Raw genomic sequence first — 24579 nt, 5'->3', positions numbered from 1 at the left:
ATGTCGCAGATGCCCCAGCCGACGGCCCTGTCGAAGTGTCCGAGCTGCGAGGAACCCCTCGAATCGGGTGACCGCTTCTGCGGTGCGTGCGGATACGACCTGTCCGCCGTACCGGCGCCGCCGGACGACCATCCGACGCTCACCATGAACGGCGCGGTGCCGCTCCCCGCCGAGGAAGCCGCGGAGGTGGACTGGCCCGTGGTGTCCCAGCCCGAGAGCGCCGAGAGCCGGCCGACGGTCCATCTGCCGACGGACCTGCCCGGCACCGACTCGGGCGGCACCCCGCTGCCGACCGACGCCCCGCTCCCGCCGTCCGGTTCGCCGGCCTCCGCGGCCGCGGGCGTACGGTTCGACCGGCCGCCGGAGCCCGACGAGTACCCGCTCCAGGCGCCGGACCCGCGGGTCGCCGCCGATCCGCCGGCCCCGGCCGAGGGCGCCAAGGTGTGCGTGGCCTGCCGGTCGGGCCGGGTGGACCCGGACGGCTACTGCGAGAACTGCGGGCACGCCCAGCCCCGCGAACGCGACCACATGGAACAGGAGTCGGGCCCGCTCGCGGCGGTCAGCGACCGCGGGCTGCGCCACCACCGCAACGAGGACGCCTTCGCCGTAGGACAGTGCCTGCTGCCCGATGGGGCGCCCGCGCTCGTCGCGATCGTGTGCGACGGGGTGTCCTCGGCGACCCGGCCCGACGCGGCCTCGCTGGCCGCCTCTCGGGAGGCGGGCGAGTCGCTGCTGGCCTCGCTGCCGCGGGGCACCCACCCGCAGCAGGCGATGCACGAGGCGATCATCGCGGCCTCGCACGCGGTCAACTCCCTTGCCGAGGAGCCCGCGACGGCCCGCGAGCACGCCCCGCACCAGAACGCGCCGGCCTGCACCCTGGTCGGCTCCGTCGTCACCCCGACGCTCCTCGTCGTCGGCTGGGTCGGCGACAGCCGCGCCTACTGGATCCCGGTGGACCGCAGTTCACCGCCGGCCCGGCTCACCGAGGACGACTCGTGGGCGGCGCAGATGGTCGCCGCGGGCCTGATGAGCGAGGCCGAGGCCTACGCCGACGAGCGCGCCCACGCGATCACCGGCTGGCTCGGCGCGGACGCCTACGAACTGGAGCCGCACACCGCTTCCTTCAAGCCCGACCGGCCGGGTGTAGTGGTGGTGTGCACGGACGGCCTGTGGAACTACGCGGAGTCCGCCGGGGAGATGGCCGAGGTCGTTCCCCCCGACGCCGCGCTCCGCCCGCTGCACAGCGCCCAGGTCCTGGTCGGCCACGCGCTGGACGGCGGGGGCCACGACAACGTAACAGTGGCCGTCGTACCGTTCCCGGCCCCGCCGCAGGGGGCAGTATCCGGCTGAGGCCGGACAAAGGGGGACGGCGTCGGACCGGAGGGGACCGGTCCGCTCACAGTCATCGCCCCATCCAGGTGGGGTACTTGAGGGGGACAGAGCAGTCATGGCCAATTTCTCGAAGTCGAACGTGCCACAGTTCTCGGTCGACGTGTACCAGAACGAGTACCTGCCGGAGGGCGGGCGCGAGGTCAACGCGATCGTCACGGTGACGTCGACCGGCGGCGGCACCATCGGCAGCCCGGTCACGGCACCCCATCTGTACGCGGCCGGGCAGGGCCCGGACGCGGCCGTCGCGATCATGGTCGACTGCTCGGGGTCGATGGACTACCCGCCGACCAAGATGCGCAACGCCCGGGACGCCACGGCCGCCGCCATCGACACCCTGCGGGACGGGGTGCACTTCGCGGTGATCGGCGGCACCCATGTCGCCAAGGAGGTCTATCCGGGCGGCGGCGCGCTCGCGGTCGCCGACTCCCGCACCCGCGACCAGGCCAAGCAGGCGCTGCGCAAGCTGAGCGCGGGCGGCGGCACCGCCATCGGCACCTGGCTGCGCCTTGCCGACCGGCTGCTGTCCTCGGCGGACGTCTCCATACGCCACGGAATCCTCCTCACCGACGGCCGCAACGAGCACGAGGCGCCGGAGGACCTGAAGGCCGCCCTCGATTCCTGCGCCGGGCGGTTCACCTGTGACGCGCGGGGCGTCGGCACCGACTGGGAAGTGAAAGAAGTCACAGGGATCGCCTCCGCGCTGCTCGGCACCGCCGACATCGTCGCGGACCCGGCGAACCTCGCCGCCGACTTCACGCAGATGATGGAGACGGCGATGGGCAAGGAGGTCGCGGACGTCGCGCTGCGGCTGTGGACGCCGGTGGGCACGGCCATCAAGTTCGTCAAGCAAGTCGCGCCCAGGGTGGAGGAGTTGACCGACCGCCGCACCGAAGCGGGCCCGCGCGCCGGGGACTACCCCACCGGGTCCTGGGGAGACGAGTCCCGTGACTACCACGTGTGCGTCGAGGTCCCGGCCGCGAACATCGGTCAGGAGATGCTGGCCGCCCGGGTCTCACTGGTCGTCCCGCAGTCCGACGGCAGCGCGCAGAACCTGGGCGCCCAGGGCCTGGTGAAGGCGGTGTGGACCGACGACATGGTGGCCTCCACGTCCATCAATCCCCAGGTCGCGCACTACACCGGCCAGGCCGAACTGGCACAAGTCATCCAACAAGGGCTGGATCTTCGCAAATCGGGTGATGTCGATGGAGCAACGGCCAAACTGGGACGGGCCGTTCAGCTCGCCAGCGTCTCCGGAAACGCGGATACTGCGAAACTGCTTGCGAAGGTGGTGGACGTGGTCGATGCCTCGGCGGGTACTGTGCGACTGAAGGCGAAGGTCGCGGAGGCCGACGAGATGACTCTCGAAACACGGTCCACAAAGACTGTTCGTGTAAAGAAGTGACCTAGCTAGAACGACCCTGTGCGAAAGGGGGACGCGCCGACATGCCGACCTGCCCGAACGGACACCAGTCGGGTTCCGACGACTGGTGCGAGGTCTGCGGTCACCGCATGGCCGGTGCCGTACCCCCGCCCCCTCCACCGCCCCCCGGCGGCGGTTACGGCTTCCCGCCGCCCGCGCCCGGCGGCCGCCCGAACGCCTCCGCCGAGGCGGAGCTGTGCCCGCAGTGCCGTACGCCCCGTGAGGGCGGTGCGCCGTTCTGCGAGGAGTGCCGGTGGAACTTCCTCACGAACACGGCGACCTCGTACACCCCCGCCGCGCCGCGCCCCCCGGCGCCCGGCCCGAGCCCGGCCGCACGCTTCCAGCAGCAGCCGCCGCCCGGTCCGACGTACGGCGGTGACTCCTACGAGTACCAGGGTTCACGCCCCTCGCAGATGAACCGCCCGGCCGAGCCGATACCCCCGTTCGGCAACGAACCGACGGGCCGACCCGGAGCGCCTGGAGCACCCGGGGGTCCCGGTGGCCCTGGGGGACCGAACGGTCCCGGTGGCTTCGGCAACGAGCGCCAAGGCGGACCCGGCGGCCTTGGCGGCCCCGGCCCGCAGGGCTTCGGCGGCGAACGCCAGGGCGGACCCGGCGGTCAGCCCCCGCAGGGCTTCGGCAACGAGCGGCAGGGCGGTCCCGGTGGACCCGGCGGCCCGGGCTCGCAGCAGGGCTTCGGCAACGAGCGGCAAGGTGGGCCCGGCGCCCCCGGCGCCCCCGGCGGCTCGCAGGGCTTCGGTGGGGAGCGTCAGGGTGGCGGCCCCGGCCCCCAGGGCTTCGGCGGCAACGACCCGTCCGGCCCGCCGCGGCCGTTCGGCAACGAGCCCTCCGGCCCGCCCCCGCCCTTCGGCAACGAGCAGCCCCCGGGTTCCTCGGGCCGTCCCGGCGGCCAGTTCGGCAACGAGCGACCCGGCCAGGGCGAGTTCGGCGGCGGCCGGCCCGGCGCCTTCGGCGGTGAGCGGCAGGGCCCGCCCGGACCGTTCGGCAACGACCCCTCGAACCCGCAGGGTCCCCCCAACTTCGGTCCCGACCCCTCGCGGCCCGTCCCGCCCCCGCCCGGACCGACCGGGGGTCCCGGCCGGACGAGCGGCGGCGCACCGCAGGCGTTCCAGCAGTCCGCTCCGCCGGCCCCGCCCGGGTTCCCGCAGGAGACGAACCGTCCGCAGCAGGGCGGCCCGTCCTTCGGCGGCGGTGACGACGACTGGGTGATCTCCCCGCCGACCCCCGGCTCCCCGGGCGGTCCCGGTGGCCCCGGCGGTCCCGGACAGGGCGGTGGCGGCTACGGCTATCCGCAGCCCGGTTCGAATCAGGCCCCGCCCCCGCCCCGCCCGGCCTACCAGCAGCAGCCGACGACCTGGCTGGCGACGATCGGCCCGGACCGCGAGTACTTCATGGCGATGATGCAGCGCTCGGGCCCGGAGGCCGCGGGGCTCAACCTGCCCGCGTACTCCCCCGAGCAGCAGCGCCAGCTCACCGGCAACCAGATCACCATCGGCCGCCGCCGGCACTCCACCGGCGAGTCCCCCGACATCGATCTGTCGGTGCCGCCGGAGGACCCGGGCGTCTCGCACCAGCACGCGGTCCTGGTCCAGCAGCCCGACGGCAGTTGGGCGGTCGTCGACCAGAACTCGACGAACGGTACGACGGTCAACGGCGGCGAGGAGCCGATCCAGCCCTTCGTGCCGGTGCCCCTGCAGGACGGCGACCGGGTGCACGTCGGCGCGTGGACGACGATCACGGTCCGCCGCGGCTAGAAGCGCGGATAGTAGCGACGCCCGTCAGCGGAGGGGCCAGGTGTGCGGCCCCTCCGGATCGTCCAGCCAGGCCCAGGTCCGCTCACCGGCGACCGTGACGCCGTAGCGCTCGCGGCCGGGCCGCCCTTCGCTCTCCCACAGGTCGTACGCGGCCTGTGGATCGAGGGTGCCCTGGGTGAGGGTCAGCAGGAAGCGGAAGAGTTCGTGCTCGCCGGCCCGGTGCGGGACCTCGTCGGCCGGTCCTGGCCCGGTGCCGCGCAGGGGCACGAAGTACGCGGCCGTGTCCAGGAAGGCGCCCTCGGCGTGCGCCGCGTCCCGGACGGTGAGCGTGATCAGGCCGGTGGCGAGCGGGGCCAGCACGAAGGCGCCGGGAGCGCACTGGGCGAGCCAGCCGCGCGGGATCGACGGCAGGGCGCAGGTCGCGATGATCCGGTCGTAGGGGGCGCGTTCGGGGACTCCGCGGGTGCCGTCGCCGGTGACGACGGCCGGGTGGTACCCGGCGTCGGCGAGGTGGGCGCGCGCGGACTCGGTGATCTCCGGTTCCAGGTCGACGGTGGTCACCAGGTCGTCGCCGAGCCGGTGGGCGAGCAGCGCCGCGTTGTAACCGGTGCCCGCGCCGATCTCCAGGACCCGGTCGCCGTCCGAGACCCGCAGCTCGGCCAACATCCTCGCCATCAGCGAGGGTTGACTGCTGGACGACACCAACTCCCCGTCCCGCAACCGCGTGGCCAGCGGCAGGTCGGCGTAGGCCCCGCGCAGCCAGCGCTCCCGGGTGCCCGGATCGGGGCTGTCCCGCCACAGCCGCTCGTGCCCACCGGCGACGCCCACGTAGTAGTACGGCACGAACAGATGCCGGGGCACCGCCTCGAACACCGCCCGCCATTCCGGATCGGTGTCCCAGGCCCCGCTCAGCTCGATCTCCCGCACCAGCTCCGCCCGTGCGGCGACGGCGACGGCGTCCAGATCCTTGTCGAGAGCGTGCGTGCTCATACGTCCACTGTCCTGCGGGAGGGGCCGGGAGGCGAGCGGTCCTAAGTCTTGAGTCCTCGGTAATGCACGGGCCGTTTGTAACAACTTTCCGTAGCCTTGGAAACCCCAGGTCCGAGTGGGTGTGCAGAAGGGTCAGGCGGCCGGTTACGAACCGTAGCTGTCCCGCTAGGGCCGTGCACCCCGGCGCCGCAGGTCGTTCTTCACCCCCCAGTTGTCGGGGTCGTTCGCCGAGGACGCCCGGTCGACCACCCTGTTGAAGGCCGACTGGTTCAGCCGGGCGCGCAGCTCCGGGGGCCAGGTCTCGACCGCTTCCGCGTCCGCCTCGGTCAGGCCGTCGGGCACCGGCTCGGGGGCCCGTTCGCGCCCCTGTGCGGGCTCCGCAGGACTGCCCCGCTCGGCCGACTGGAGGCGCCGGTACGTGGCCGTCAGGCGCTGCGCCTCGGCTGCCGCACCCGGCCGGTCGGGGTGCGCCTTCAGCTCGCGGAGCCGGGCGCGGATGCCCTTCTTGTCAGTCGTCATCGTTGTCCTCCAGGGGTCCGAACTCGGTCTCGAAGTTGGCCAGTTGGTCCAGTACGTCATCCGCGACGTCCCGCTCGCGCCAGCGGCGGACAGGCACCGGTAGTGCGTCCTCAGGCGGGGCGGCCGACGGGCCCGGGGGCAGAGCGGGCCAGGGCAGCGGCACCTCGGGGCGCGGGGCGCCGGGGTCCTGTCCGTCGGCTGAACGCAGGAGCCACCCGGCCAACTCCAGGGCGTACGTGGTGAGCTGGCCCTGACGGCCCAGGGGCAGCCCCGCTGCCTCCAGCACCTCGGGGATGACCTTGAGCAGCACGTCGGCGACGTCGGCCGACTCCTCATCGACCCTGCGCTCCAGAGCGATGTTGAGCTGCTCCGGGGCGTCCAGGCCGAACAGCTTGCGCCACGATTCGCTGATCCTGACCAGTTGCTCATTCGCCTTGAGCACGGGGCCGTCGTCACGGACCGGGTTGCCGTCGGCGTCCGTGACGACCTTGCCGCCCTGGACCACTACGTGTGTACGCGCGCGGACAGCGGAGGCTGCGCGGCGGGCGTCGTCGAGCCGGTCCGCCTCCATCTGCCGCAGGGCCTCGGCCCCCGGCGTCAGCAGGTCCCGGCGGCCCCGGTCAAGGATGTTGTGCACCGTCGAGACGGCCAGGTCGTACCGGTCGGCGATGGCCCGCTCGGTCATCCCGGCGACCTTGAGCCGGTAAATCTCGGCGTCCCGGACGGCGTTGCGGGCCCTGTTGGGCCTGGCCTGCGGTGGGGCTCCCATTGTTCGCTCCTCAGTGTTCGATCAGTTGGGGCGGGTGGGGCTAGAGGTGAGCCGGGGCATGCTCGGGGCAGGCCGGGTGATGGCACGGGGGCCCGCAGACCTCGGGGGCGCAGTACGGCTCACCCATGCACGGCGTGATCTCCCGCCAGACGGCCGAGGCGCCGGGGCGGTCCATCGTCCAGTTGACGACCGCGAGCCACGCCCGGCCGCCGTGCGCCACGGCGTCCCCGGCTGCGTACGTGCACGTGTTGCACCAGCCGCGCCACCGGGCCGGGATGTCCGGCACGGGGTCGGCCGGGTGGTTGAAGACGGACTGGACGGGCGCCGACGGTCCGGACAGACGGGTGCGGCTGCGGGTGATGTGCCACGCGTCGCACGCCTCGCAGTACTGAACCGTCCGGGCTCCGGGGTGGTGTCCGAGGGCCGCCTCAGCGTTCGCCTCGGAGGCGTAGCGGTTGCGGGTGCAGGGGCTCATGACCGACCTCCTTATCGATCTTGGTAAGGGTGATACCCGGGCCTCGGGTATCGGGGGTGCGAACCGATACCCGGGTATCGGTACCGGGTATCGGTTCGGGCGGGTATCGGTACCGCCCGTTCAGGGCTCTGACCTGCGGGGATACCGATACCCAAGATCGGGGTATCACCGGGTATCACTCGGTATCGCCCCCGATACCCGGAGCGGAGGGGGCCGGTAGGCCCCTCCTCCGGTATCGGGTACCGCTGCCTCTTTCTCAGCCCTGTGGTTCCGGGCATCGATCGCGCGGTCCTTGAGGCTCTTGCGAAGGGGGATCTTGACCCCTTCGCCGTCCAGCCACTTGTGCGACGCGCGCTGCGAGAGCCCTGTGGGCAGCCCTGCCTCGTCCATCTTCCGGGCGGCCCACTCGACCCGTTCCTCGTCCGTCCACTTCGGCTCTTCCTTCTCCTCCGGGACGAACGGGTCCGGCGCCTCGAACACGGTCTGCACGGGCCCGGCCGGAGCGCCCTTCTCCGCCTCCGACGTCATGACGGCCGTGGCGACGGTCTTGCCGACCTGGTCCCCGAGGGCGCCTTGGTTGTCCTTGCGGAGGATGAGCCGAGTGCGCCCCGTCAGGCCGGGCTTCAGCGGTGCCTCGAACTGGCACTCGTACAGGGCGCCTTGTACCGCCTGCGCCTTGCGGATGGAGCCCGCCTGTCGGTCCTTGGACTCGTGACCCACGTGGTCCACGAACACCCCGCATGCGCCGTGCAGCGTGAACGGCGCGAAGAACTCCCGCACCGCGTTGTCGATGCCGCCTGGGTGGTAGGGGTCGCCCCCGAGCGACGTGACCGCCGGGTTCAGGGCGTCCAGGGTCACGAGCTTGACCGCGCGCTGCACGTCGGCCGTCAGGGCGTCGCGATCGAGCGTGGAGTACAGCACGTGGAACCGGCCCCGGATGTCCTCCGGCTTCGCTCCGGCGTGGAGCAGCCGGGCCACGATCACCATCACCGGGTTGTTGTCGAACTCCCAGTGCACGACGATCCCGCCGTCGGCGAGGGTGCGCGCCTCCACCTCGGCCTGGATGACCGACTTGCCGACCGAGGCGTCTCCGTACACCCCGTTCACGAGGCCGGGGTAGAACAGGCCGCTCTCCCCTCCGCCCGCCAGCCGGGCCACGGTCGGAGTGACCGCCGCCTTCCCGCTCAGCACGGCGTCCAGGGCCTGCGAGACGGTCATGGTGGTTGTGGCCCGCTGGCTCGCCTCCCACTGGCTCACGAGCCGCTGAGCGGCCTTCTGTGCCAGCATCCGTTCGGCCATCTCGCGCACCGCCGGGCTGGCGTCCGGAGCGAACACCTCCAGCTCGGTCGGCCGGGCGGCCTCGGGCACTCCCGCCTGCGCCACGGCGTACCCGGCGGACAGGTGGTCCCACGCGTCATCGGCGGGTGCCTCGGTACGGCTCTGGACGACGTCATACGCGATGGCCCGCGCCTTCAGCGACTCGGCTACGGCGGCAGCCCACTTGGCCCCGGCGGCGTCCCGGTCCTGCCAGACGATCACCTTGGCCGCGCCCTCCAGGGAGTCGGCCAGCTCGTCCTTCCACTGGCCCGAGCCCCCGCTGTTGCAGGTGGCCACCTCACCCGAGGCGATCAGCGCGAGGGCCGCCTTCTCGCCCTCGGCCAGGTGGACGGTCCGGCCCGTCTTCACGGCCTCCACGACGTCCGGCAGGCGCCACAGCACCTTGCGGATGCCGTCGACCGACGGCTCACCGTCGGGGCCCTGCTGACGGAACGTCTTGGTGCCGTCGGCCGTCTGGGTGCGCACGGCAGCGTAGAGCTTCGTCCCGTCCTCGGCCACGTAGTCGAAGACGTGCTTGCCGGGCGCGTTGATGCCCGGGTGCGGCTTCACCGCCCAATCCGGAACGGGGCCGAGTGTCGGCTCGCCGTCGGTGTCCCGGGGCCAGGACAGGTCGGCGAGCGTGAGGCCGAGGGCTCGGACGACGTCCTTCGTCTCGCACCCGGCGTGGCAGCGCAGCAGCGCCGTGCCGTCGCCTCCGTCGTTCACCGTGAGGGCGGGCCGGGTCCCCCTGTGCGCCGGGCAGTCCCAATGCCCCCTCTCACGCTCGGAAGATCCCTTTTCTGCAAGGGAATTGATCACCCGATCGTACGGCGTCGAATTCGGCGAATTGGTTGCCGCGTCTCCTGTCGGGGTACGCTTTCCATTGACGCTGCTCACGTCGTTCTCTTCGATTGCCTCGGCTGCCCGGCCGAGGCTTTCGTGTGTCAGGCTCATTCCGCTGCGCCTCCATTGACCGGACGCAGCAGCGTGCGCAATTGCGCGTAGTCCTCATCGGTGAGTTCCCCGGCGTTCTCTACGACCTTCTGCACGTAGTGCCGGATGGACAGTTGTGCAGCACGCGCCTTACGGGCGCGCTCCCGGGTGAACTCGGGGTCCAGCGGCTTGCGCCTGGTGTACTGCCTGGCCACTGAGGGCCTCCAAGGATCTGGCTGATCACCGGATTCCTTGGTCACCCCCGGCAGGGGGCTCCGAACTCCCGGGGCGCCGATTCCTTCCGCTCCCGGGCTACTGCAAATATAGCGGCTTAATTCCATCTCGCCTAATGCGCAGCTCAGAGGCCCATTCTCGATTTCTTTAAATCGAATCCCAGGCCACCCTTGCCGGCTCGATCATGAAACTAAATAGAGCTGCCCCTTGCCGGTGCCGGTCGGCATTAGGAGCAGCTCTATGTTCAGCTTAAGCTGCTTTCGAAACCTTCTCGTCCGCTGGAATTAGGTGGATCGATGGACGAAATGAATGCCGCTGCGGCGGCCCGTCGGCTGGGCATTTCCGAACCCGCCGTCCGCAAGATGATCGGCGCCGGTCGGCTGCCCAACCGATCCCGCTCCGGCCCGGCTCTCGTCGCCTCGGCCGACGTCGACCGGGTGGTGCGCGAGCGGCGCACCGAGGCGCTGAGCCGCCACCCGGACACGATGGCCTTCGCCCGGCAGGTGCGCGCACAACTCTGGCCGGACGAGGTGCTGACCCGTCAGGTCGTGCTCGCCGACGGCCGGATCGTGCAGTCGGGCACCGGCGGGTACTACCCGACCCCGGGTCAGGTGCCCCTCGCCTCGGGTACCGAGGCCCTGCGCACCCTCACGCCGGACGCTGCGGCCGTGTTCGGCCGGGCGGCCGTGGAGGTCGCCGCCGCTCCGGCCGAGAAGTTCGCCGGGGCGTGCCGGTTCTGCTTCGCCGACATGAGCGCACGGGTGCACGGCGGGCTCCGGCCGACGGACGCCCCGCCGTACCGGGTGCTGCTCGGTGAGCCGTGCCCGGCCGACCGGGGGCGCTGGAGGGCCGAGGCCGAGTCGAACCGGGCCGCGATGTCCCGGCTGAGGATCACCGAGAACACCCGCCGGGCCGAGGCCGAACGCTCAGCCGCTCAGGCGGAGTTCCAGGCGGCCCGTACGGCTGCGGAGGCTGCCGCCTCCCGCGTCCGGAGCGCTGCCCAGCGGGTAGCGGCCGTAAACCCGGCGGTCACCCGTCAGGCGGCCGTACAGGGACGCCGGAAGGCGGGGTTCACGGCCTCGGGCGACATGGCCTGTGGGTGCAGCCCGACCGTGTACTGCACGGCGCATGCCGCCCTGTTCGGCACCCACGACCGGCGGGCGGCCCGACAGTGAGCGCCCGGCCGGTGTGTGCCTGCGTCGGCGACGGCCGCAACTGGCGGCCCTGCCTGTACCACTTCAGCTTCCTGTCGGCGGTCGAGCAGGGCCGCGTACTCGCCCGGCTCGGCATCCACTGGATACGGAGGGCAAGCGATGTCCGGTGAACTCGACGCGGAGCGCGAGCGGATCGCGCAGGCCGGGCGGGAAGCACTGGCCGACATCCGGCGCGCCTCGGCCGAGGCGTCGGCCGCCGTGGTGCGGGTGATCGAGCAGGAGACCGGCGTCACGCTGGCCGTCACAAAGCCGTCCGTGATGGATGCCCACTTTCCCGAACTGGCCCGGATGGAGAGGCAGGCCGCCGCGTACGTCGAGGCGATGCGGATCGTCCGGCAGTGGGTGCTACCCAGCGAAACGCGGGCCCTCGGGGAGCTGATGCCGGAGCTGCCCGAGGACGTGCGCGAGCAGATAGCGGACAACCTGGTGAGGGCGGGCATCAGTTGACCATGCACACTCCCCGCATCAACCCCGGCGAGCGGCGGATGCTGGCCGAGTTCGTCCAGGCGCATCCCGGTCTGACCCGGGCCGAACTGATGGCGGCGGCCGACCGCGTCCGGTTGCGGATGCTGCTCACGGACGGACTGACCGAGATCCACAGCCGGTCGATGGTCCACCGGGACGACGACGGCCGTTACTGGCCCTTGTGAGCTAGGTGGACCACTTGCCGGCTCAACTCCCCTGAAGCATGGAGAACATGACGGAGCCCCGCCGGGCGTACCCGGCGGGGCTCTTGTCCGGGTCGGCTACTTCCGGCTGGCTTCGCGCTGCTCCAGGCACCGGCTGAACGCACTGTGTGGGTGCGTCACCTGCTTGATCGAGTCGACCTTGCCGAGCCCGAGCTGTGCCCGGCAGACGTCCTGATCGTTCTGGGCGGTGCTGTCGCTGCCCCAGCCCAGGAACAGGACGACGGCCGCGCCCGCCGCTACCAGGGCCATCCCGCCCTTCTCCTTGCTCGCCATGTCAGCCTCCCAGGCCGGGTACGGCGGCCACGGCCGCCTGGATGAACTGCTGCGGACCGCCCATGAGCAGCACCACGGCGACGGCTGCGATCAGGACGGGGATGCGGTGCTGCTTGGAGACGGCGAGCAGCACGACCAGCGCCACGAGGGCTCCGAACTCGATCACAGGTATCCGCCCCCAGCCTGGTTCCGTGCGTCGCGCAGGCGCCGACCGGCGGTGGCCTCGCTGACCCCGAGGATTCCGGCGGCGGTGGACTTGGTGAGCTGCTCGCCGTTCGTGAGCCGACGGACCAGTTCCTCTACTTGAGCCGTGGGCTCACTGAGCTGAGCCTGAGCCGGGCCGTGAGCCTGAGCCTGAGCCGGGCTCGGCTCAGTAAGCTGCTCGGCGAACTGCCTCCCCGCGCTGGCGAGTTCGGCCGGGTCGGTGTCGCGGTCGCTGGCCGACAGCTCCAGCACGGTCGGCCGCCCTCCCGCCAGGGAGCGGCGCACGGCCGTCGTGTGCGCCTCGGTCCGCATCACCGCGCGGTCCACGGACGCGAAGGCCACCCGGACGTTCGCCCGGCTGGTCCGGTCGCGCAGGTCGTCGCGGTCCCGCTGGGTCAAGGTGACCTCGATGTGCTTCATGATCCCGAGCCAGAGGATCTTGGCTACGCCGGAGACCACGGCGCCGACGACGCCGTAACGGACGTCCGGCCACGCGTTCCAGAAGATGGCGCCCATGGTCACGGCCAGCAGCCCCCAGCCGAGGGACTGCGGGAAGAACCGCTTGTCGGGGTCGAACCGGGCCTTCCACTCAAGGATCAGCGCGGTGCCCCAGGAGAGGTCGAACACGGTCGCGGCCAGGAAGCCCACGCCGCCGTGGAGCAACGACCCGATGGACCAGGTCGACCAGGCCACGGCGACGGCCGTCAGGGCGAGCACCATTCCGACGGCGGCTCGGGTGCTGATGACGTCCCAGTCCCGGGGCGGTACAGCCTCGGGGGCGAACTCGACGGTCCGGGTGGTCTCGAACGTGGAGCCGTCCGGCCGGGTGATGGTGACAGGGTCCCGCCGGGGCGGAGGCGTGCGTACCTTCATGACTGGTCCCTTTCTGCTGCGGAGCCGAGGGGGATGGTGAAGCCGTCCGGGGTCTGTTCCAGCAGGCCCCGGCGGCGCAGTTGGGTGAGGACATCGTGGGCGCGGTTGCGGTCGATGCCCAGCTCGCGGCCGAGGTCGGCGGCACCCATCGCGCCCCCGGCCACGTCCAACGCGGCGAGCGCCTGCGCCTGCCTGCTGGTGAGCGCGTCCGCCGTCCGTCCGGGCGTCCGAGCGGGTGCGTGACGTGCGTGTTCGTTGCGGGCGGACGGACGGGCGGACGCCTTCGCGAGGTCGACCACGGGGGCGAACTCGGGGGCGACCACGGGCCCGTGCGGCACCAGCCCGGTCAGCACCGGCTCGGCCAGCCACAGCGCGTAGGCGACGCGCGGGCGGCGCAGCGCCTCCCACACGAGCACCTGACCCGGCCCGCTCAGCAGGTGCGGCGCCCACCCGGCGGCCACGGCGTCCTTGAACACGACGTGCGACGCCTCGGCCGTCTGCACCCGATGTGCGAGCTTGCAACTGAACTGGTCGCGGATGGCCGTGGGCAGCACCTCGGCCTTGGGGTCCTGGAGCCCGAACCAGACGTGCACGCCGAGTTCCCGGCCGGTCTCCACGACCGTGATGAGCCGCTTGAGCCCGGCGTCGGAGAGCTGCCGGATCAGCCGGGTCTCGTCCAACATCAGCGCCAGGTGTGTCGGGTCCAACTGCTGGGCACGGATGGGGAGTTCGCGCTCAACAAGGTCGGCCAGCCGCTCCTCTATCTCGTCCAGCTCGGTCAGCACCCGGGCCTTACCGGCGTACAGCCGCCCGGCCACGCCCCACTTGCCGTCCCAGACCTCGACGGTCCATCGGGGATGACGGATCGCGAAGGCGGCCAGGACCCGGAGGGTGGACGACTTGCCAGAGCCCGTCATGCCGACGGCGAGGATGTGCTGATCCGGCCGGATCCGGATCCATCCGCCCATCAGTCCCCGCCGGGCCACGCGGACGGTCGGACGGATCCGCTCCGTCCTCCAGCGGAACAGACGGCGGACGGCGGATCCGGGCAGCGCGGACACGAGACGCTGGCTCACCGGCCGGTGCACCCGGGCCGCCCCGAGGGCGCGCAGCTTGACGCGCTCCCGGCGGGTGAGCTGCCACGCCCGGTAGCGGTACCGGAGCCAGAAGAACAGGCCGACGGCGAGGCCGACCAGGACGAGGGTGATCACGACGCACCGCCCATCGGGCGTGCCATCCGCCGGACGTCGCGGGCCGAGACCTTGACGAGGCGGCCGACGCGGTAGCCGTTCAGTTCGTCGCGTTCGATCATCGCGCGGACCATCCAGCGCGAGACACCGAGCAGCCGCCCGGCCTCGGCGAGGCCGATCAGGTCGGTGGGGGTGGGTGGAACCATGCGTGCTCCTCCGGGACATGACCCCGGCCAGTGCACGCAAAAGACCCTGGACCGCGTGCTGCTGGTCCAGGGTCGAATGGTCGTCTTGCACTCCCCAGTCTGCCATGGTTTCGGAGGTTTCGGGGGTCCCGGTGCGTCCGGCTACAGCCCAACTGAGCTGGGGATTTAGTCGATTCGCTTAATGAGCCGGCAAGCACCCCTCAGCCTGCCGTCAGAGACCTGATCAGAACGGCCCGTCAGGCACCTGATCAGACCTCTGACGGGGCCCCGGCCTTAGTGGTTCTCGCGCAGCCGTGGGCTGACGCGTCAGGCGGCCGGGGGATGCTCGGCGAGCACGGCCGCCACCTCGGGTACGTCCTCGAACTCCGCCAGCCGACCGAGGACGACCCGGCCGCGTTCGCCTGTCCGGTCGGAGGCGACGTCGGCGCTCAGCTCGAACATCCGGGCTGCCGTCGCCGCTGCCTCCTCCGGCTCGTTGGCGTCGGCGTAGGCCACCGCGAGCCACGACAGATACAGGGCCAACTCCCTGGCGTGCGTGGCGTCGTAGCGCTCCAGCACCCGGGACAGCAGCGGCACGGCCCGGAGCGGCCGGTGCAGCTCGGTGAAGACGCGCGCGTCCATCACCTCCAGCTCCTCCCGGGACACCCAGTACGCCCACGTGGGGGCGTCCGGCCCGCCGTCCTCGGTCAGTGCCTCGTGGGCCTGGCCGAGGGCCCGCATCGCGTCCTGCGCGTGCTTGCGGCCCGCCTTGGCGTGCGCCCACGCCACCCGGTCGTGGAACAGGGCGCGGGTCTGCGCCGGAGCATCCGGCCCGGCCTCGTCCAGGGCAGCGCGAGCGAGGTCGACGGCCTCCAACTCGCTGCCGGTGTTGGACATCTGGTAGGCGAGTGATCCGGCGAGGTTGGCCACGAGGGCACCGTCACCGGCCTGCCGGGCAGCGGAGATGCCGAGTTGGTACGCATGGGCGGCCTGCTCGTGCTCCCCGGCGTCGGAGGCGATCCACCCGGTGATCTGTGCCAGCTCCCCGACCTGGACCAGCAGGGCCCGGCCGGTCTCCTCGTCGTAGGTGCGCTCACGGTGCAGCGTGACGGCCTTGGCCAGCTCCCGGGACGCCGGGACGATCAGGTCACCCCCGGCCAGCACGTCGTCGGCGAGCCTCAGCCCGTGCACCCGACCGGCGAGGGCGGTCACCGTGGACGGACCGATCCGGCGCCCCGTACGGCCGTCTCCGGGCTCCAGAGGGTCACCGGGTGGCAGGAGGTCAGCGAGGGTGGCGAACGCCCCGGGGAGCGTGCCCTGTGCCTCGCCCCGGGCCCACGCTGCGGCCCGCTCCAGGGTGCCGAGCGGGACGGCGAGGACGGCCGCCAGCGCTGGCAGCCACGCGTCCGGCAGCCGTCGGCCCTGCTCCCACCGGCCCACCTCGTTACGGGTCAGCGTGGTGATCCCCGAGACGGCACACAGCCGGTCGGCGAGCTGACGCTGTGTCAGCCGTGCCTCGCGGCGCAGGCGTGCCAGGTACTGGCCGAAGATCCGCTTGCGTTCCGTGGTCGTCATGTTCTGGCCCCCTCGGTACCGAGATTAGGCCCCCTCCAGGCCCCCTCGCGGGCGCCTCCGGGAGATCCACCGGAACGGGATGGTCAGGCGCGTGACCTGCGAGGGGATGAGAACCATGAACGGGTACGAGCCGGAGACCGGCGACCTGGTGTATGACGAGGCGTCGCGCAAGGTCGGCGAGGCGATGGGGCGCGAGGGGCCGTACTGGCAGCTCCGGCCGGTCGGTGGCGGGCGCGAGTGGGACGCACACGGCCCCCTGCGGCCCGCCACGGATGCGGAACGGCTGTCGGCGGGCGTGGCGCTGGCCAACGCACGCAGCCGGGGCGAGTGCACGTGACCGCGCCCGCCGTCGACACCGACACCATGAGCGCGGAATGCGCCGTCGCTCAGCTTCCCGGCTACGAGGATCTGCACGGCGAGTGCCGCCAGCGAGACGTTCCACTGCCTCACGGCGGCGGCATCTTGCTCATGGCTCGCTGCCGCTGCACCTGTCACGCGTAGCCCCCAACAGCCCAGCGCCCCACCGGAGTTGAGTCCCGGTGGGGCGCTGTCGTGTGCGGGTGGGTCAGGCTGCGGTGAGCCACGTGAGGCGGTCCGTCACCGGGTCTCGCCATCCTTGCGACGGTGTGATGCGGACCTGACCGAGCAGTTCAGGCGTGAGCAGCAGGGCGGCCACGGCGCGCTGACGGTGGATGTCGGAGGCTTTCCACCAGGCCACCAGGTCGGCTGACGGGTCGTCCGGCAGGATGCCCCCGAGCGGGGCGGGCGTGGTGAGTTTGGTCAGCTTGGCCTCCAGGACGGCGATGTCCTGCTCCAGTTCCTCCATGTCGGTGGTGCGCTGGATGCGGGCACGGGCCGTCTTCGGCTGAGGCGCCGTTTCCAGCTCTTCCAACTCGTCCCGGAGCGTGGCGAGTTCGGTGCGCGTCGCCTTCTCCTCCGGTCCATCGGCCGGGCGCTCGCGAAGCCGGGCGACCCGATGAGGCGCGGACAGGTACGCAAGGATGACACCCAACTTCGGGGGCAACGCCTCGCCGGTCTCCGGGTCGGTCAACTCCAGGTCGCCGATGATGATCTGGTCCACCTCAGCCTTGTCGACCCGGACGCATCCCTTCTTGGCGCACTCGTAACCAGGCACTCCGGCCTTGCGGCAGCGGACCGTGATCGGGCCGCTGCACGGGTCGCACAGCAGGGCTGCGGTGAGGACGTGCTGAACCCCGGAGTCGAGGTACGTACGGCGGGACGGGTCGGCGAACAGCCGCTGCACCCGGTCGAACAACTCGCGGGACACGATTGGCTCGTACCCCTCCCACTGCATGGGGACCAGCACGCCGTTGTGCTCCCGGAGCCCCGCGTAGGTGGGCCGCGTCAGCATCTCTCGCAGGTTGCCGTCATGAAACGACTTGCCGGACGCGTTGGCGATGCCCCGCTCCGCCCACCCCTGCGCGATGGCGTAGACAGGCTCGGGGAGTGCGTCTCCCCCGGCAGGGTTCGTGTACATCAGCGCGACAGACTCGTCACCCAGCCGGTTGTCCCGGACTCCGGCCGCACGCACGAACAGTTCAGCCATGAGCTTTCCGTCCACCGGGGCCGGGAACTGCCGGACGCAGCGGGGACGGCCGTCGATCACCTCGTACTCGCGGGCGTAGCCGAACGGGATGCGGCCGTGTGGGCGGCCCTCACTGGCGGCGGAGTTCACGCCGCGCAGCGTACGGGCGGACAGGCGCCCGGCCTCCCGCTCAGCGTCATTGATGCCCGCCTGGAGGGCGTGCCGGTCGGCGTAGTTGCGCGGGTCGTAGGTGCGGCCGGACTCGCCCTCACTGGTGATGTGGATCAGGTAGGCACCCCGTGCGCTCAGCTCCACGATCCGGGTGCCCACCCCCATCTCGCGGGACAGGCGGCTAATCTCCCACAGGACGAGCACGTCACCGGGCTTGCCGAACGCGCCAGACTCCAGGTCGGCCATGAGCTGGTCGAAGTCGTCGCGCGTCTTCTTGGCGTACTTGGAGGCGCTGCCGGTGTCCAGGTATGCCGGGCCCCACGTCCACGGCCCGTGCTCTTTCTCGGTCGCGATGTTGTCGCGGTGCTGGTCGGTGATCGAACGGGCGGTCCTCCCCTTGCCCTTGGACACCCGCAAGTACTCGCGCGCGGTCCGGATTGCCACTTTGGTGGATATCCGCGTGGTGGTGAGTGTCATTGCCCCTCCGTGTCACGTTCTGGTGCCCTTCCCAACCAATTGTGTTACCTACGGCCCGTACCTGTCCTCGGTCACCCCGTCTGAGACCATGGGAGCGTGAAAGAGATTCGGCGCGGCACGCTTCAGGAGCAGACCTTCTACGAGCAGGTCGGCGGGGAGGAGACCTTCCGCCGGCTCGTCCACCGGTTTTACGAGGGCGTCGCCGGGGACCCGCTGCTGAAGCCCATGTACCCGGAGGAGGACCTGGGCCCGGCCGAGGAGCGCCTCACGCTGTTCCTGATCCAGTACTGGGGCGGCCCGACGACGTACAGCGACAACCGCGGCCACCCGCGCCTGCGGATGCGGCACGCGCCCTTCCAGGTCGACCGGGCCGCACACGACGCCTGGCTGAAGCACATGCGGGTCGCCGTCGACGAACTCGGGCTCTCCGAGGAGCACGAGCACACGCTGTGGAACTACCTGACGTACGCCGCCGCTTCGATGGTGAACACAGAGGGTTGAGCACGCCGGGCTGGACCCGGTCGGCTGAACACAGTGGGCTGACCGCCGTTCACTGAACGTCGAATTCCGGTCACCCGGCGCCACTATCCGGTCACAGTCCGGTCAAGCCGTGGTCGCAAACGGTTACTGTTCGCCGGTCCCCTCGGACAGCATCGCCGGGAGTGATCCGGACAACGGCGGGGCCGGGTGGGGTTCGTCCAACGACGCCCGCAGCACCCCCGACACCGCCCTGATGCGCGGGAGTACGCGATGCTGGACCGGGCGGGCCGGCTCCAACTCCCGGCCGAATACCCGGAAGCCCTGAACATGCGTGAAGGCGTGGCCCTGGAACTGGAGTCGGACGACAGCGAGCGGGACTGAACGTGCTCAGAGCACGCTGACGCCGAGCGCGCCGACTCCCGCCCTGCGGACGGCGATCGAGCCGTACGGCGTGCGCAGCCGCAGCCAGGCGCCCGAGGAGAAGAGTCCCGGCTCGCCGCCGGGGCGCAGGAATCCGAGCGACTGTGCCGCGTGCACCGCGCGCACCGGCAGCGAGGTGTCGCCGACCGGCCGGGACCAGATCTCCCGCCCTATCCGGTCGAGTTCGCCGCGCGTCCGGCCCTCGGGGGCCAACTCCTGGGTACGGGACCGGAATTCGGCGACTCCGGACGCGATCATCCCGCGCAGTGCCTGCGGTCCTGGCAGTCCGGACTCGGGGGTCCAGCCGCCGCGCGGCGGCAGCACCCCGGCCCACGGCGGGCCGGTCACCGCGGCCGGAACCCCGGCCGTGGCCGCCGACTCGTCGATGGATTCCAGGAGTTCACCGGCGGAGACGGTCACGTCGAGGGCGGAGTCCAGACCGTTCTCGTACGGCTTGGCGAGGCGCACCGTGCGGATGGCGAGCACCTCGAAGGACGGCGGCCGGCCGAAGACGGCGAGTGCGGTGCCGGCCGCCTGGAGACGGACCGCGGCGCCGCGGTCGTAGTGGAGCAGCCGGGAGAGGAAGGCCGCGAAGTCCGCCGCCTCCCCTTCGTCGGCGAGGTGGAGGACCGTCATGCGGCGACGGCCTCCTCCTCGTCGTCGTCCCGGTACTCCTCCAGGAACTCCCGCTCCTCGGCGGTGATCCGGCGCGGTCGCTGTGTCTCGAAGTCGAAGGGCACGACGACCGTGGAGGCACGGACGTAGATCTGGTCGCCGTCCTTCACCTCGTAGGTGATGGTGAAGGACGCCGCCCTGATCTCCGTGATCCACAGCTCGATGTCCACGGGCGCGTGCCGGTGGACGAGCTGGCGTTTGTAGTCGATCTCGTGGCGCGACACCACCGAGCCCTGCTTGAAATCCTTTTCCGGGCGGAACAGGAAGTCGATACGGGCTTCTTCCAGGTAGCGGATGAAGACCGCGTTGTTGACGTGGCCGTACGCGTCCATGTCCGACCAGCGCAGCGGGCAGCGGTAGATGTGGCGCAAGAAGATCAGCCCCGGGTCAGCTTCTTGTAGGTGGCACGGTGCGGACGCGCCGCGTCCGGGCCGAGCCGCTCGATCTTGTTCTTCTCGTACGACTCGAAGTTGCCCTCGAACCAGAACCACTTGGAGTCACCCTCGTAGGCGAGGATGTGCGTGGCCACCCGGTCCAGGAACCAGCGGTCGTGGGAGACGACCACGGCCGCACCGGGGAATTCGAGCAGCGCGTTCTCCAGCGAACCGAGGGTCTCGACGTCGAGGTCGTTGGTCGGCTCGTCGAGGAGCAGCAGGTTGCCGCCCTGCTTGAGGGTGAGCGCGAGGTTGAGGCGGTTGCGCTCACCACCGGAGAGCACACCGGCCGGCTTCTGCTGGTCGGGGCCCTTGAAGCCGAACGCCGAGACGTAGGCGCGGGAGGGCATCTCGACCTGGCCGACGTTGATGTAGTCCAGCTCGTCCGAGACGACGGCCCACAGCGACTTCTTGGGGTCGATGTTCTCGCGGCTCTGGTCGACGTAGGAGATCTTGACGGTGTCGCCGACCTTGATGGAACCGGAGTCCGGTGTCTCCAGGCCCTGGATCATCTTGAAGAGGGTGGTCTTGCCGGCGCCGTTCGGGCCGATGACGCCCACGATGCCGTTGCGCGGGAGCGTGAAGGAGAGGTCGTCGATGAGGACCTTGTCACCGAAGGCCTTGGAGAGGTTGCTGACCTCGACGACGATGGAGCCCAGGCGCGGGCCCGGCGGGATCTGGATCTCCTCGAAGTCCAGCTTCCGCATCTTGTCCGCCTCGGCGGCCATCTCCTCGTAGCGGGACAGACGCGCCTTGGACTTGGCCTGCCGCCCCTTGGCGTTGGAGCGGACCCAGTCCAGCTCCTCCTTGAGGCGCTTGGCGCGCTTGGCGTCCTTCTGGCCCTCGACCTTGAGGCGGGAGGCCTTCTTGTCGAGGTAGGTGGAGTAGTTGCCCTCGTAGGGGTGGGCGCGGCCGCGGTCGAGTTCGAGGATCCACTCGGCGACGTTGTCCAGGAAGTACCGGTCGTGGGTGACGGCGACGACGGTGCCGGGGTACTTCGCGAGGTGCTGCTCCAGCCACTGGACGGACTCGGCGTCCAGGTGGTTGGTGGGCTCGTCGAGCAGCAGCAGGTCGGGCGCTTCGAGCAGCAGCTTGCACAGCGCGACGCGGCGGCGCTCACCACCGGAGAGGTTGGTGACGGGCCAGTCGCCGGGCGGGCAGCCCAGGGCGTCCATGGCCTGCTCCAACTGGGTGTCCAGGTCCCACGCGTTGGCGTGGTCCAGGTCCTCCTGGAGCTTGCCCATCTCGTCCATGAGCGCGTCCGAGTAGTCGGTCGCCATGAGCTCGGCGACCTCGTTGAAACGCTTGAGCTTGCCCATGATCTCGGCGGCGCCGTCCTGCACGTTCTCCAGGACCGTCTTCGACTCGTCGAGCGGGGGTTCCTGGAGCAGCATGCCGACGCTGTAGCCCGGCGACAGGAACGCGTCGCCGTTCGACGGCTGCTCAAGGCCCGCCATGATCTTGAGAACGGTGGACTTACCGGCACCGTTAGGTCCGACCACACCGATCTTCGCGCCGGGCAGGAAGCTCAGCGTCACATCGTCAAGGATGACCTTGTCGCCGTGCGCCTTGCGCGTCTTGCGCATGGTGTAGATGTACTCAGCCAAGAGAAACCGTCCGGCAGCTTGAAATCTGGAGTGGGCAGATGTAGTCCATCTTGCCCGACAGCCACCCCTCGGGGGAAACGCGTATGGGCTGGGGGCGGTGAGCTGGGGGTTCGGCGCCGGGTATGTGACCGGATTCACCATCCGCGGTTCCCACTTCAGCTCGTAGGGGTGCGGCAGCGGGCCGGCAGCCGTCGCTGACCGCCCAGGATCCCGCCTCGCCCCAGGCCAGGCGGGTGTCCCCCACCGCGCCTCATCCGGTGCCGAGGACCGCCAGGCCGATCAGGAGAGCGCCGCTCAGCTCCCAGCCGGGGATCACGCTCCCCCCGACCCCGACCCCGACCCCGACCTCAACCCGAACCGTCGCCGCTTCCTCAGCCCTGTCCCGGCTTGCGGTCCCGCAGCAGGACCAGGGTCGTGGCGCCGATGCCGACCAGCCCGAGGGCGACGACCGTGATCATCGGGGTGATGCCGGAGCCGCCGGTCTCGGCGAGGTTGGTGTCGACGGTGGTGCCGCCCACCGTCGCGGGGCTCGGCTCGCTGAGCGTCTGCGTCACGGCGCCGCCCGCGTCGCTCTCCGTCCGGCAGTCCAGGACTCCGGCGAACCGCTTCGCGTAGTCGTTCGGTGCCGTGATCGTGAAGTCGTACGCCTGGTCCTCCTGGAGCGGGATCGTCACCGTCTGGGACTTCCCGGCGTCGATGTCGTGCTCGACGCCCAGCAGCTCGAAGGTGAACGTCGCGTCGCCCTGGTTGGCCGCCGTGATGTCCACGCCGCCCTCGGCGCAGTTCTTCCGCGCCGACAGCGCCGGTATGGCACCGGTCTTCGCCCAGTCCGCGCTCGCCACGGCGGAGACCGTCGACTCGCTGGAACCGGCGAGGATCTGCGTCTGGCTCCTGCTGTCGGAGGTGAAGGCCCGACCGACGGGCACGGTGGTGGAGGCCTGCACGGTCAGCTCGGCCGTCCCTGCCGCCGCCTTCTCGGGCACGTCGAAGAACACCTGGCTGCCGTCCGCCGCGGAGGTGACGACCTGGCCGTCCTTGTCGACGATCCGCACCCCGCTGGTGGCGGCGTCCGCGGGCGGTGTCAACGTCACACCGCTCGCGTTGGTGTGCACGGTCACCGGGCCGAGCCGCTCGCCGGGGTGCCCGGAGACCGCGGGCGGGTCGAGGGTCAGTGAGGCCTGCGGTTCGGCCACGTCCCGCGCGCTCTTCTGCAGATAGTCCGCGAGCTTCTCCGCCTGCGGGTCGACCGCGTCGACGTCGGCGCCGTCCGAGTAGCGCCAGATGGCCACCTGGGTGCCGGCCGCCGCGTCCTGCTCGGTCAGACCCTTGGTGCCGGCCTTCTTGGAGAGCGCCGCGAGGTCGTTCACCTGCGGGTAGGAGTGCTGCAGGATCCAACGGATCCTGCCCGCGCTCTTGTTGACGCCGAGCGAGGTGCCGCTCCACGCGGTCTCGTGGTACTTGGCGTCGCGCTGGGTGGGGTTCTGGAGGTCGACGCAGTACGTCTGCAGGGTGCCGCCGCCGTCCACGGACATCTCGAACAGGCCCGCGGAGACCTGCTGATCGCCACCGGTCGCGTGGATCACGGCGTCGCCGTACGTCTTGAGCCCGCCTATGGTGGCCGTCGCCCCGCCCTGGGTCTGCGGTGTCTCGTCGGCGACGGCCGGGCCTGCGCCGGCCAGCACTCCGGCGGCGACGAGTCCGCACGCCCAGGCCGCGGCGACGAGGCGCACGGCGCCCCGCCCGCGCCGGGACCGCGCGGAGAACACAGACAAAGCAGATGACACGGAATTCCCCTTCGAGCAGGACCCGTAGGCGTGGGAATGCGGTCCCACCAGCAGCATGAATAGCGCCGAGAGCTGTGCCCGAGCTATGCCCGGCATCCTATGGACGCGGACGACCCCCCTTCTCCAGTCGGGTCATCGGATAACCGATCCGACTCGGAATCGTTATCCCCAAGATCGCCTGCGAGCAGGGCTTATCGACAAATCCACCCGACCGTTCGGAGCGCATTCATCGATAAGCCGCAGTTCGATCAGCTCGGGGCATTCACTGACATCACGTCACCACGAGTACGTCCGACCGCTGTTGGCCGGAGGGCTCGGAAGCAAGGGCGGGTTCGGCGGAATCGGCGACGGAATTCCCGTCCGGTGTCTCCCAGTTGGGCTCGGGCCGGGGCGGTGAGGCCGAGTTCTCCGGCTTGTTGGCCCGCCGGAAGGCCGAGGTCCCGCGTGCCAGGTCGTGGCCGATCGCCATCGCGTCGATGTCCGCCGAGGACCAGTTCGGCTGCCCCTCCCGCGCTTCCGTCCGCACCTTCAGCCGGCCCTGGACGACGACGGGGTCGCCGACCGACACCGACGCCGCCACGTTGGTGGCCAACTGGCGGTTGGCCCACACCGTGAAGAAGTTGGTGTGGCCGTCCGTCCAGGTGCTCTTCTCGCGGTCCCAGTAGCGCGAGGTCACCGCCAGCCGGAACCGCGCCGACGGTCCCGCCGCCAGATCCCGGTACATCGGCTGGGTCGCCACATTCCCGACGACGCACACCATGGTCTCGTTCATCGCGTCTCCCTCCCTCACCCGGTCCCGCGGACCGGGCGGAAACGCGTACGGGCCCGTCCCGTACGGCTGCAGTCAGACTGCCTCCGCCGAGCCGGGCCCGCCGAGCGCTGTGGACCGGCGCCCACCTGTGGAAATCCTCATCACCCGGACGAGGGAACGACGTTCGGACCGGAGTTCACCCGTCCC

At 71.0% G+C, this 24579-nt stretch carries 26 protein-coding genes and 1 pseudogene; 9 read left to right on the top strand and 18 right to left on the bottom strand.

Annotated elements, in window-relative coordinates; translation table 11 throughout:
- The 3 genes from ABZT04_RS20250 (at position 1) to ABZT04_RS20240 (ending at position 4587) form a co-directional block, all read left to right on the top strand.
- Entirely contained in the window at positions 1 to 1350 is a 1350-nt protein-coding gene (locus ABZT04_RS20250; protein ID WP_356058057.1) for a protein phosphatase 2C domain-containing protein, read from the top strand.
- Between the two features lie 97 nt (positions 1351 to 1447).
- Positions 1448 to 2794: a VWA domain-containing protein gene (locus ABZT04_RS20245; RefSeq protein WP_356058056.1), complete on the top strand. Its 1347-nt coding sequence runs from the start codon at positions 1448 to 1450 to the stop codon at positions 2792 to 2794.
- A 41-nt stretch (positions 2795 to 2835) separates the two neighbouring features.
- Positions 2836 to 4587, top strand: coding sequence for an FHA domain-containing protein (locus ABZT04_RS20240; RefSeq protein WP_356058054.1), 1752 nt, complete (start codon positions 2836 to 2838; stop codon positions 4585 to 4587).
- Positions 4588 to 4611: 24 nt separating this feature from the next.
- On the opposite strand, the gene ABZT04_RS20235 is transcribed toward ABZT04_RS20240, so the two are convergent.
- From ABZT04_RS20235 to ABZT04_RS20210, 6 genes are all read right to left on the bottom strand, one after another.
- Positions 4612 to 5577, bottom strand: a complete 966-nt coding sequence (locus ABZT04_RS20235) for a methyltransferase domain-containing protein (RefSeq protein WP_356058053.1) — start codon at positions 5575 to 5577, stop codon at positions 4612 to 4614.
- Positions 5578 to 5742: 165 nt separating this feature from the next.
- Entirely contained in the window at positions 5743 to 6096 is a 354-nt protein-coding gene (locus tag ABZT04_RS20230; RefSeq protein ID WP_356058052.1) for a hypothetical protein, read from the bottom strand.
- A complete protein-coding gene (locus ABZT04_RS20225; protein ID WP_356058051.1) occupies positions 6086 to 6865 on the bottom strand; it encodes a hypothetical protein in 780 nt (259 codons plus the stop codon). The genes ABZT04_RS20230 and ABZT04_RS20225 overlap by 11 nt, the downstream gene beginning before the upstream one ends.
- A gap of 40 nt (positions 6866 to 6905) precedes the next feature.
- Entirely contained in the window at positions 6906 to 7340 is a 435-nt protein-coding gene (locus ABZT04_RS20220) for a hypothetical protein (RefSeq protein WP_356058049.1), read from the bottom strand.
- Positions 7341 to 7505: 165 nt separating this feature from the next.
- Complete coding sequence (locus tag ABZT04_RS20215; RefSeq protein ID WP_356058047.1) at positions 7506 to 9383, bottom strand: hypothetical protein; 1878 nt, start codon at positions 9381 to 9383, stop codon at positions 7506 to 7508.
- A gap of 224 nt (positions 9384 to 9607) precedes the next feature.
- The gene (locus ABZT04_RS20210) at positions 9608 to 9805 is read right to left on the bottom strand and encodes a hypothetical protein (protein WP_356058046.1); all 198 of its coding nucleotides are present in this window, start codon (positions 9803 to 9805) and stop codon (positions 9608 to 9610) included.
- 315 nt (positions 9806 to 10120) lie between these two features.
- Here ABZT04_RS20210 and ABZT04_RS20205 point away from each other — a divergent pair, with 315 nt between their 5' ends.
- From ABZT04_RS20205 to ABZT04_RS20195, 3 genes are all read left to right on the top strand, one after another.
- Positions 10121 to 10999 (top strand): helix-turn-helix domain-containing protein, encoded by an 879-nt coding sequence (locus tag ABZT04_RS20205; RefSeq protein ID WP_356058045.1) that lies wholly within the window; start codon positions 10121 to 10123, stop codon positions 10997 to 10999.
- 138 nt (positions 11000 to 11137) lie between these two features.
- Positions 11138 to 11485 (top strand): hypothetical protein, encoded by a 348-nt coding sequence (locus ABZT04_RS20200; protein WP_356058043.1) that lies wholly within the window; start codon positions 11138 to 11140, stop codon positions 11483 to 11485.
- 2 nt (positions 11486 to 11487) lie between these two features.
- A complete protein-coding gene (locus ABZT04_RS20195; RefSeq protein WP_356058042.1) occupies positions 11488 to 11688 on the top strand; it encodes a hypothetical protein in 201 nt (66 codons plus the stop codon).
- 96 nt (positions 11689 to 11784) lie between these two features.
- Here ABZT04_RS20195 and ABZT04_RS20190 read toward each other — a convergent pair whose 3' ends face one another.
- The 6 genes from ABZT04_RS20190 to ABZT04_RS20165 all read right to left on the bottom strand — a co-directional run bounded on the left by ABZT04_RS20190 (position 11785) and on the right by ABZT04_RS20165 (position 16027).
- On the bottom strand, positions 11785 to 12000 hold the full coding sequence (locus ABZT04_RS20190) for a hypothetical protein (RefSeq protein ID WP_356058041.1): 216 nt from the start codon (positions 11998 to 12000) through the stop codon (positions 11785 to 11787).
- A gap of 1 nt (position 12001) precedes the next feature.
- Complete coding sequence (locus ABZT04_RS20185) at positions 12002 to 12166, bottom strand: hypothetical protein (protein WP_356058040.1); 165 nt, start codon at positions 12164 to 12166, stop codon at positions 12002 to 12004.
- Complete coding sequence (locus tag ABZT04_RS20180; RefSeq protein WP_356058039.1) at positions 12163 to 13077, bottom strand: hypothetical protein; 915 nt, start codon at positions 13075 to 13077, stop codon at positions 12163 to 12165. Before ABZT04_RS20180 ends, ABZT04_RS20185 begins: the two co-directional genes overlap by 4 nt.
- A complete protein-coding gene (locus ABZT04_RS20175) occupies positions 13074 to 14288 on the bottom strand; it encodes a MarR family transcriptional regulator (RefSeq protein WP_356058037.1) in 1215 nt (404 codons plus the stop codon). Before ABZT04_RS20175 ends, ABZT04_RS20180 begins: the two co-directional genes overlap by 4 nt.
- Positions 14285 to 14473 (bottom strand): helix-turn-helix domain-containing protein, encoded by a 189-nt coding sequence (locus ABZT04_RS20170; protein ID WP_356058036.1) that lies wholly within the window; start codon positions 14471 to 14473, stop codon positions 14285 to 14287. Before ABZT04_RS20170 ends, ABZT04_RS20175 begins: the two co-directional genes overlap by 4 nt.
- A gap of 306 nt (positions 14474 to 14779) precedes the next feature.
- Positions 14780 to 16027: a helix-turn-helix transcriptional regulator gene (locus ABZT04_RS20165; RefSeq protein WP_356058035.1), complete on the bottom strand. Its 1248-nt coding sequence runs from the start codon at positions 16025 to 16027 to the stop codon at positions 14780 to 14782.
- A 115-nt stretch (positions 16028 to 16142) separates the two neighbouring features.
- On the opposite strand from ABZT04_RS20165, the gene ABZT04_RS20160 reads away from it, so the two are divergent.
- A complete protein-coding gene (locus ABZT04_RS20160; protein WP_356058033.1) occupies positions 16143 to 16364 on the top strand; it encodes a hypothetical protein in 222 nt (73 codons plus the stop codon).
- A gap of 228 nt (positions 16365 to 16592) precedes the next feature.
- On the opposite strand, the gene ABZT04_RS20155 is transcribed toward ABZT04_RS20160, so the two are convergent.
- Complete coding sequence (locus ABZT04_RS20155; RefSeq protein WP_356058032.1) at positions 16593 to 18221, bottom strand: recombinase family protein; 1629 nt, start codon at positions 18219 to 18221, stop codon at positions 16593 to 16595.
- Between the two features lie 96 nt (positions 18222 to 18317).
- Between ABZT04_RS20155 and ABZT04_RS20150 the strand changes: the two genes are divergently transcribed.
- A complete protein-coding gene (locus ABZT04_RS20150; RefSeq protein WP_093626885.1) occupies positions 18318 to 18722 on the top strand; it encodes a globin in 405 nt (134 codons plus the stop codon).
- A 234-nt stretch (positions 18723 to 18956) separates the two neighbouring features.
- Positions 18957 to 19082 (top strand): annotated as a pseudogene (locus tag ABZT04_RS20145) (ABC transporter ATP-binding protein); the annotation flags it as partial.
- 6 nt (positions 19083 to 19088) lie between these two features.
- Here ABZT04_RS20145 and ABZT04_RS20140 read toward each other — a convergent pair.
- The 5 genes from ABZT04_RS20140 to ABZT04_RS20120 all read right to left on the bottom strand — a co-directional run bounded on the left by ABZT04_RS20140 (position 19089) and on the right by ABZT04_RS20120 (position 24393).
- Positions 19089 to 19757, bottom strand: coding sequence for a hypothetical protein (locus tag ABZT04_RS20140; protein ID WP_356058030.1), 669 nt, complete (start codon positions 19755 to 19757; stop codon positions 19089 to 19091).
- Positions 19754 to 20167 (bottom strand): thioesterase family protein, encoded by a 414-nt coding sequence (locus ABZT04_RS20135; RefSeq protein ID WP_355901448.1) that lies wholly within the window; start codon positions 20165 to 20167, stop codon positions 19754 to 19756. Before ABZT04_RS20135 ends, ABZT04_RS20140 begins: the two co-directional genes overlap by 4 nt.
- Positions 20168 to 20172: 5 nt before the next feature.
- Positions 20173 to 21837 (bottom strand): energy-dependent translational throttle protein EttA, encoded by a 1665-nt coding sequence (gene ettA / locus ABZT04_RS20130; protein ID WP_356058029.1) that lies wholly within the window; start codon positions 21835 to 21837, stop codon positions 20173 to 20175.
- 371 nt (positions 21838 to 22208) lie between these two features.
- A complete protein-coding gene (locus ABZT04_RS20125; protein ID WP_356058028.1) occupies positions 22209 to 23621 on the bottom strand; it encodes a TQXA domain-containing protein in 1413 nt (470 codons plus the stop codon).
- 271 nt (positions 23622 to 23892) lie between these two features.
- A complete protein-coding gene (locus ABZT04_RS20120) occupies positions 23893 to 24393 on the bottom strand; it encodes a single-stranded DNA-binding protein (protein WP_356058027.1) in 501 nt (166 codons plus the stop codon).
- Between the last annotated feature and the right edge of the window lie 186 nt (positions 24394 to 24579).

The sequence above is a fragment of the Streptomyces sp. NPDC005492 genome (genome assembly GCF_040605995.1).
In the GTDB taxonomy this organism is placed as follows: domain Bacteria; phylum Actinomycetota; class Actinomycetes; order Streptomycetales; family Streptomycetaceae; genus Streptomyces.
This window is presented reverse-complemented; position numbering and strand designations above follow the sequence as displayed.

Excerpts from the sequence above, each read along its gene's own strand:
- ABZT04_RS20250 (WP_356058057.1), top strand. The coding sequence starts at position 1 with ATGTCGCAGATGCCCCAGCCGACGGCCCTGTCGAAGTGTCCGAGCTGC.
- ABZT04_RS20245 (WP_356058056.1), top strand. The coding sequence starts at position 1,448 with ATGGCCAATTTCTCGAAGTCGAACGTGCCACAGTTCTCGGTCGACGTG.
- ABZT04_RS20240 (WP_356058054.1), top strand. The coding sequence starts at position 2,836 with ATGCCGACCTGCCCGAACGGACACCAGTCGGGTTCCGACGACTGGTGC.
- ABZT04_RS20235 (WP_356058053.1), bottom strand. The coding sequence starts at position 5,577 with ATGAGCACGCACGCTCTCGACAAGGATCTGGACGCCGTCGCCGTCGCC.
- ABZT04_RS20230 (WP_356058052.1), bottom strand. The coding sequence starts at position 6,096 with ATGACGACTGACAAGAAGGGCATCCGCGCCCGGCTCCGCGAGCTGAAG.
- ABZT04_RS20225 (WP_356058051.1), bottom strand. The coding sequence starts at position 6,865 with ATGGGAGCCCCACCGCAGGCCAGGCCCAACAGGGCCCGCAACGCCGTC.
- ABZT04_RS20220 (WP_356058049.1), bottom strand. The coding sequence starts at position 7,340 with ATGAGCCCCTGCACCCGCAACCGCTACGCCTCCGAGGCGAACGCTGAG.
- ABZT04_RS20205 (WP_356058045.1), top strand. The coding sequence starts at position 10,121 with ATGGACGAAATGAATGCCGCTGCGGCGGCCCGTCGGCTGGGCATTTCC.
- ABZT04_RS20200 (WP_356058043.1), top strand. The coding sequence starts at position 11,138 with ATGTCCGGTGAACTCGACGCGGAGCGCGAGCGGATCGCGCAGGCCGGG.
- ABZT04_RS20195 (WP_356058042.1), top strand. The coding sequence starts at position 11,488 with ATGCACACTCCCCGCATCAACCCCGGCGAGCGGCGGATGCTGGCCGAG.
- ABZT04_RS20190 (WP_356058041.1), bottom strand. The coding sequence starts at position 12,000 with ATGGCGAGCAAGGAGAAGGGCGGGATGGCCCTGGTAGCGGCGGGCGCG.
- ABZT04_RS20180 (WP_356058039.1), bottom strand. The coding sequence starts at position 13,077 with ATGAAGGTACGCACGCCTCCGCCCCGGCGGGACCCTGTCACCATCACC.
- ABZT04_RS20170 (WP_356058036.1), bottom strand. The coding sequence starts at position 14,473 with ATGGTTCCACCCACCCCCACCGACCTGATCGGCCTCGCCGAGGCCGGG.
- ABZT04_RS20165 (WP_356058035.1), bottom strand. The coding sequence starts at position 16,027 with ATGACGACCACGGAACGCAAGCGGATCTTCGGCCAGTACCTGGCACGC.
- ABZT04_RS20160 (WP_356058033.1), top strand. The coding sequence starts at position 16,143 with ATGAACGGGTACGAGCCGGAGACCGGCGACCTGGTGTATGACGAGGCG.
- ABZT04_RS20155 (WP_356058032.1), bottom strand. The coding sequence starts at position 18,221 with ATGACACTCACCACCACGCGGATATCCACCAAAGTGGCAATCCGGACC.
- ABZT04_RS20140 (WP_356058030.1), bottom strand. The coding sequence starts at position 19,757 with ATGACGGTCCTCCACCTCGCCGACGAAGGGGAGGCGGCGGACTTCGCG.
- ABZT04_RS20120 (WP_356058027.1), bottom strand. The coding sequence starts at position 24,393 with ATGAACGAGACCATGGTGTGCGTCGTCGGGAATGTGGCGACCCAGCCG.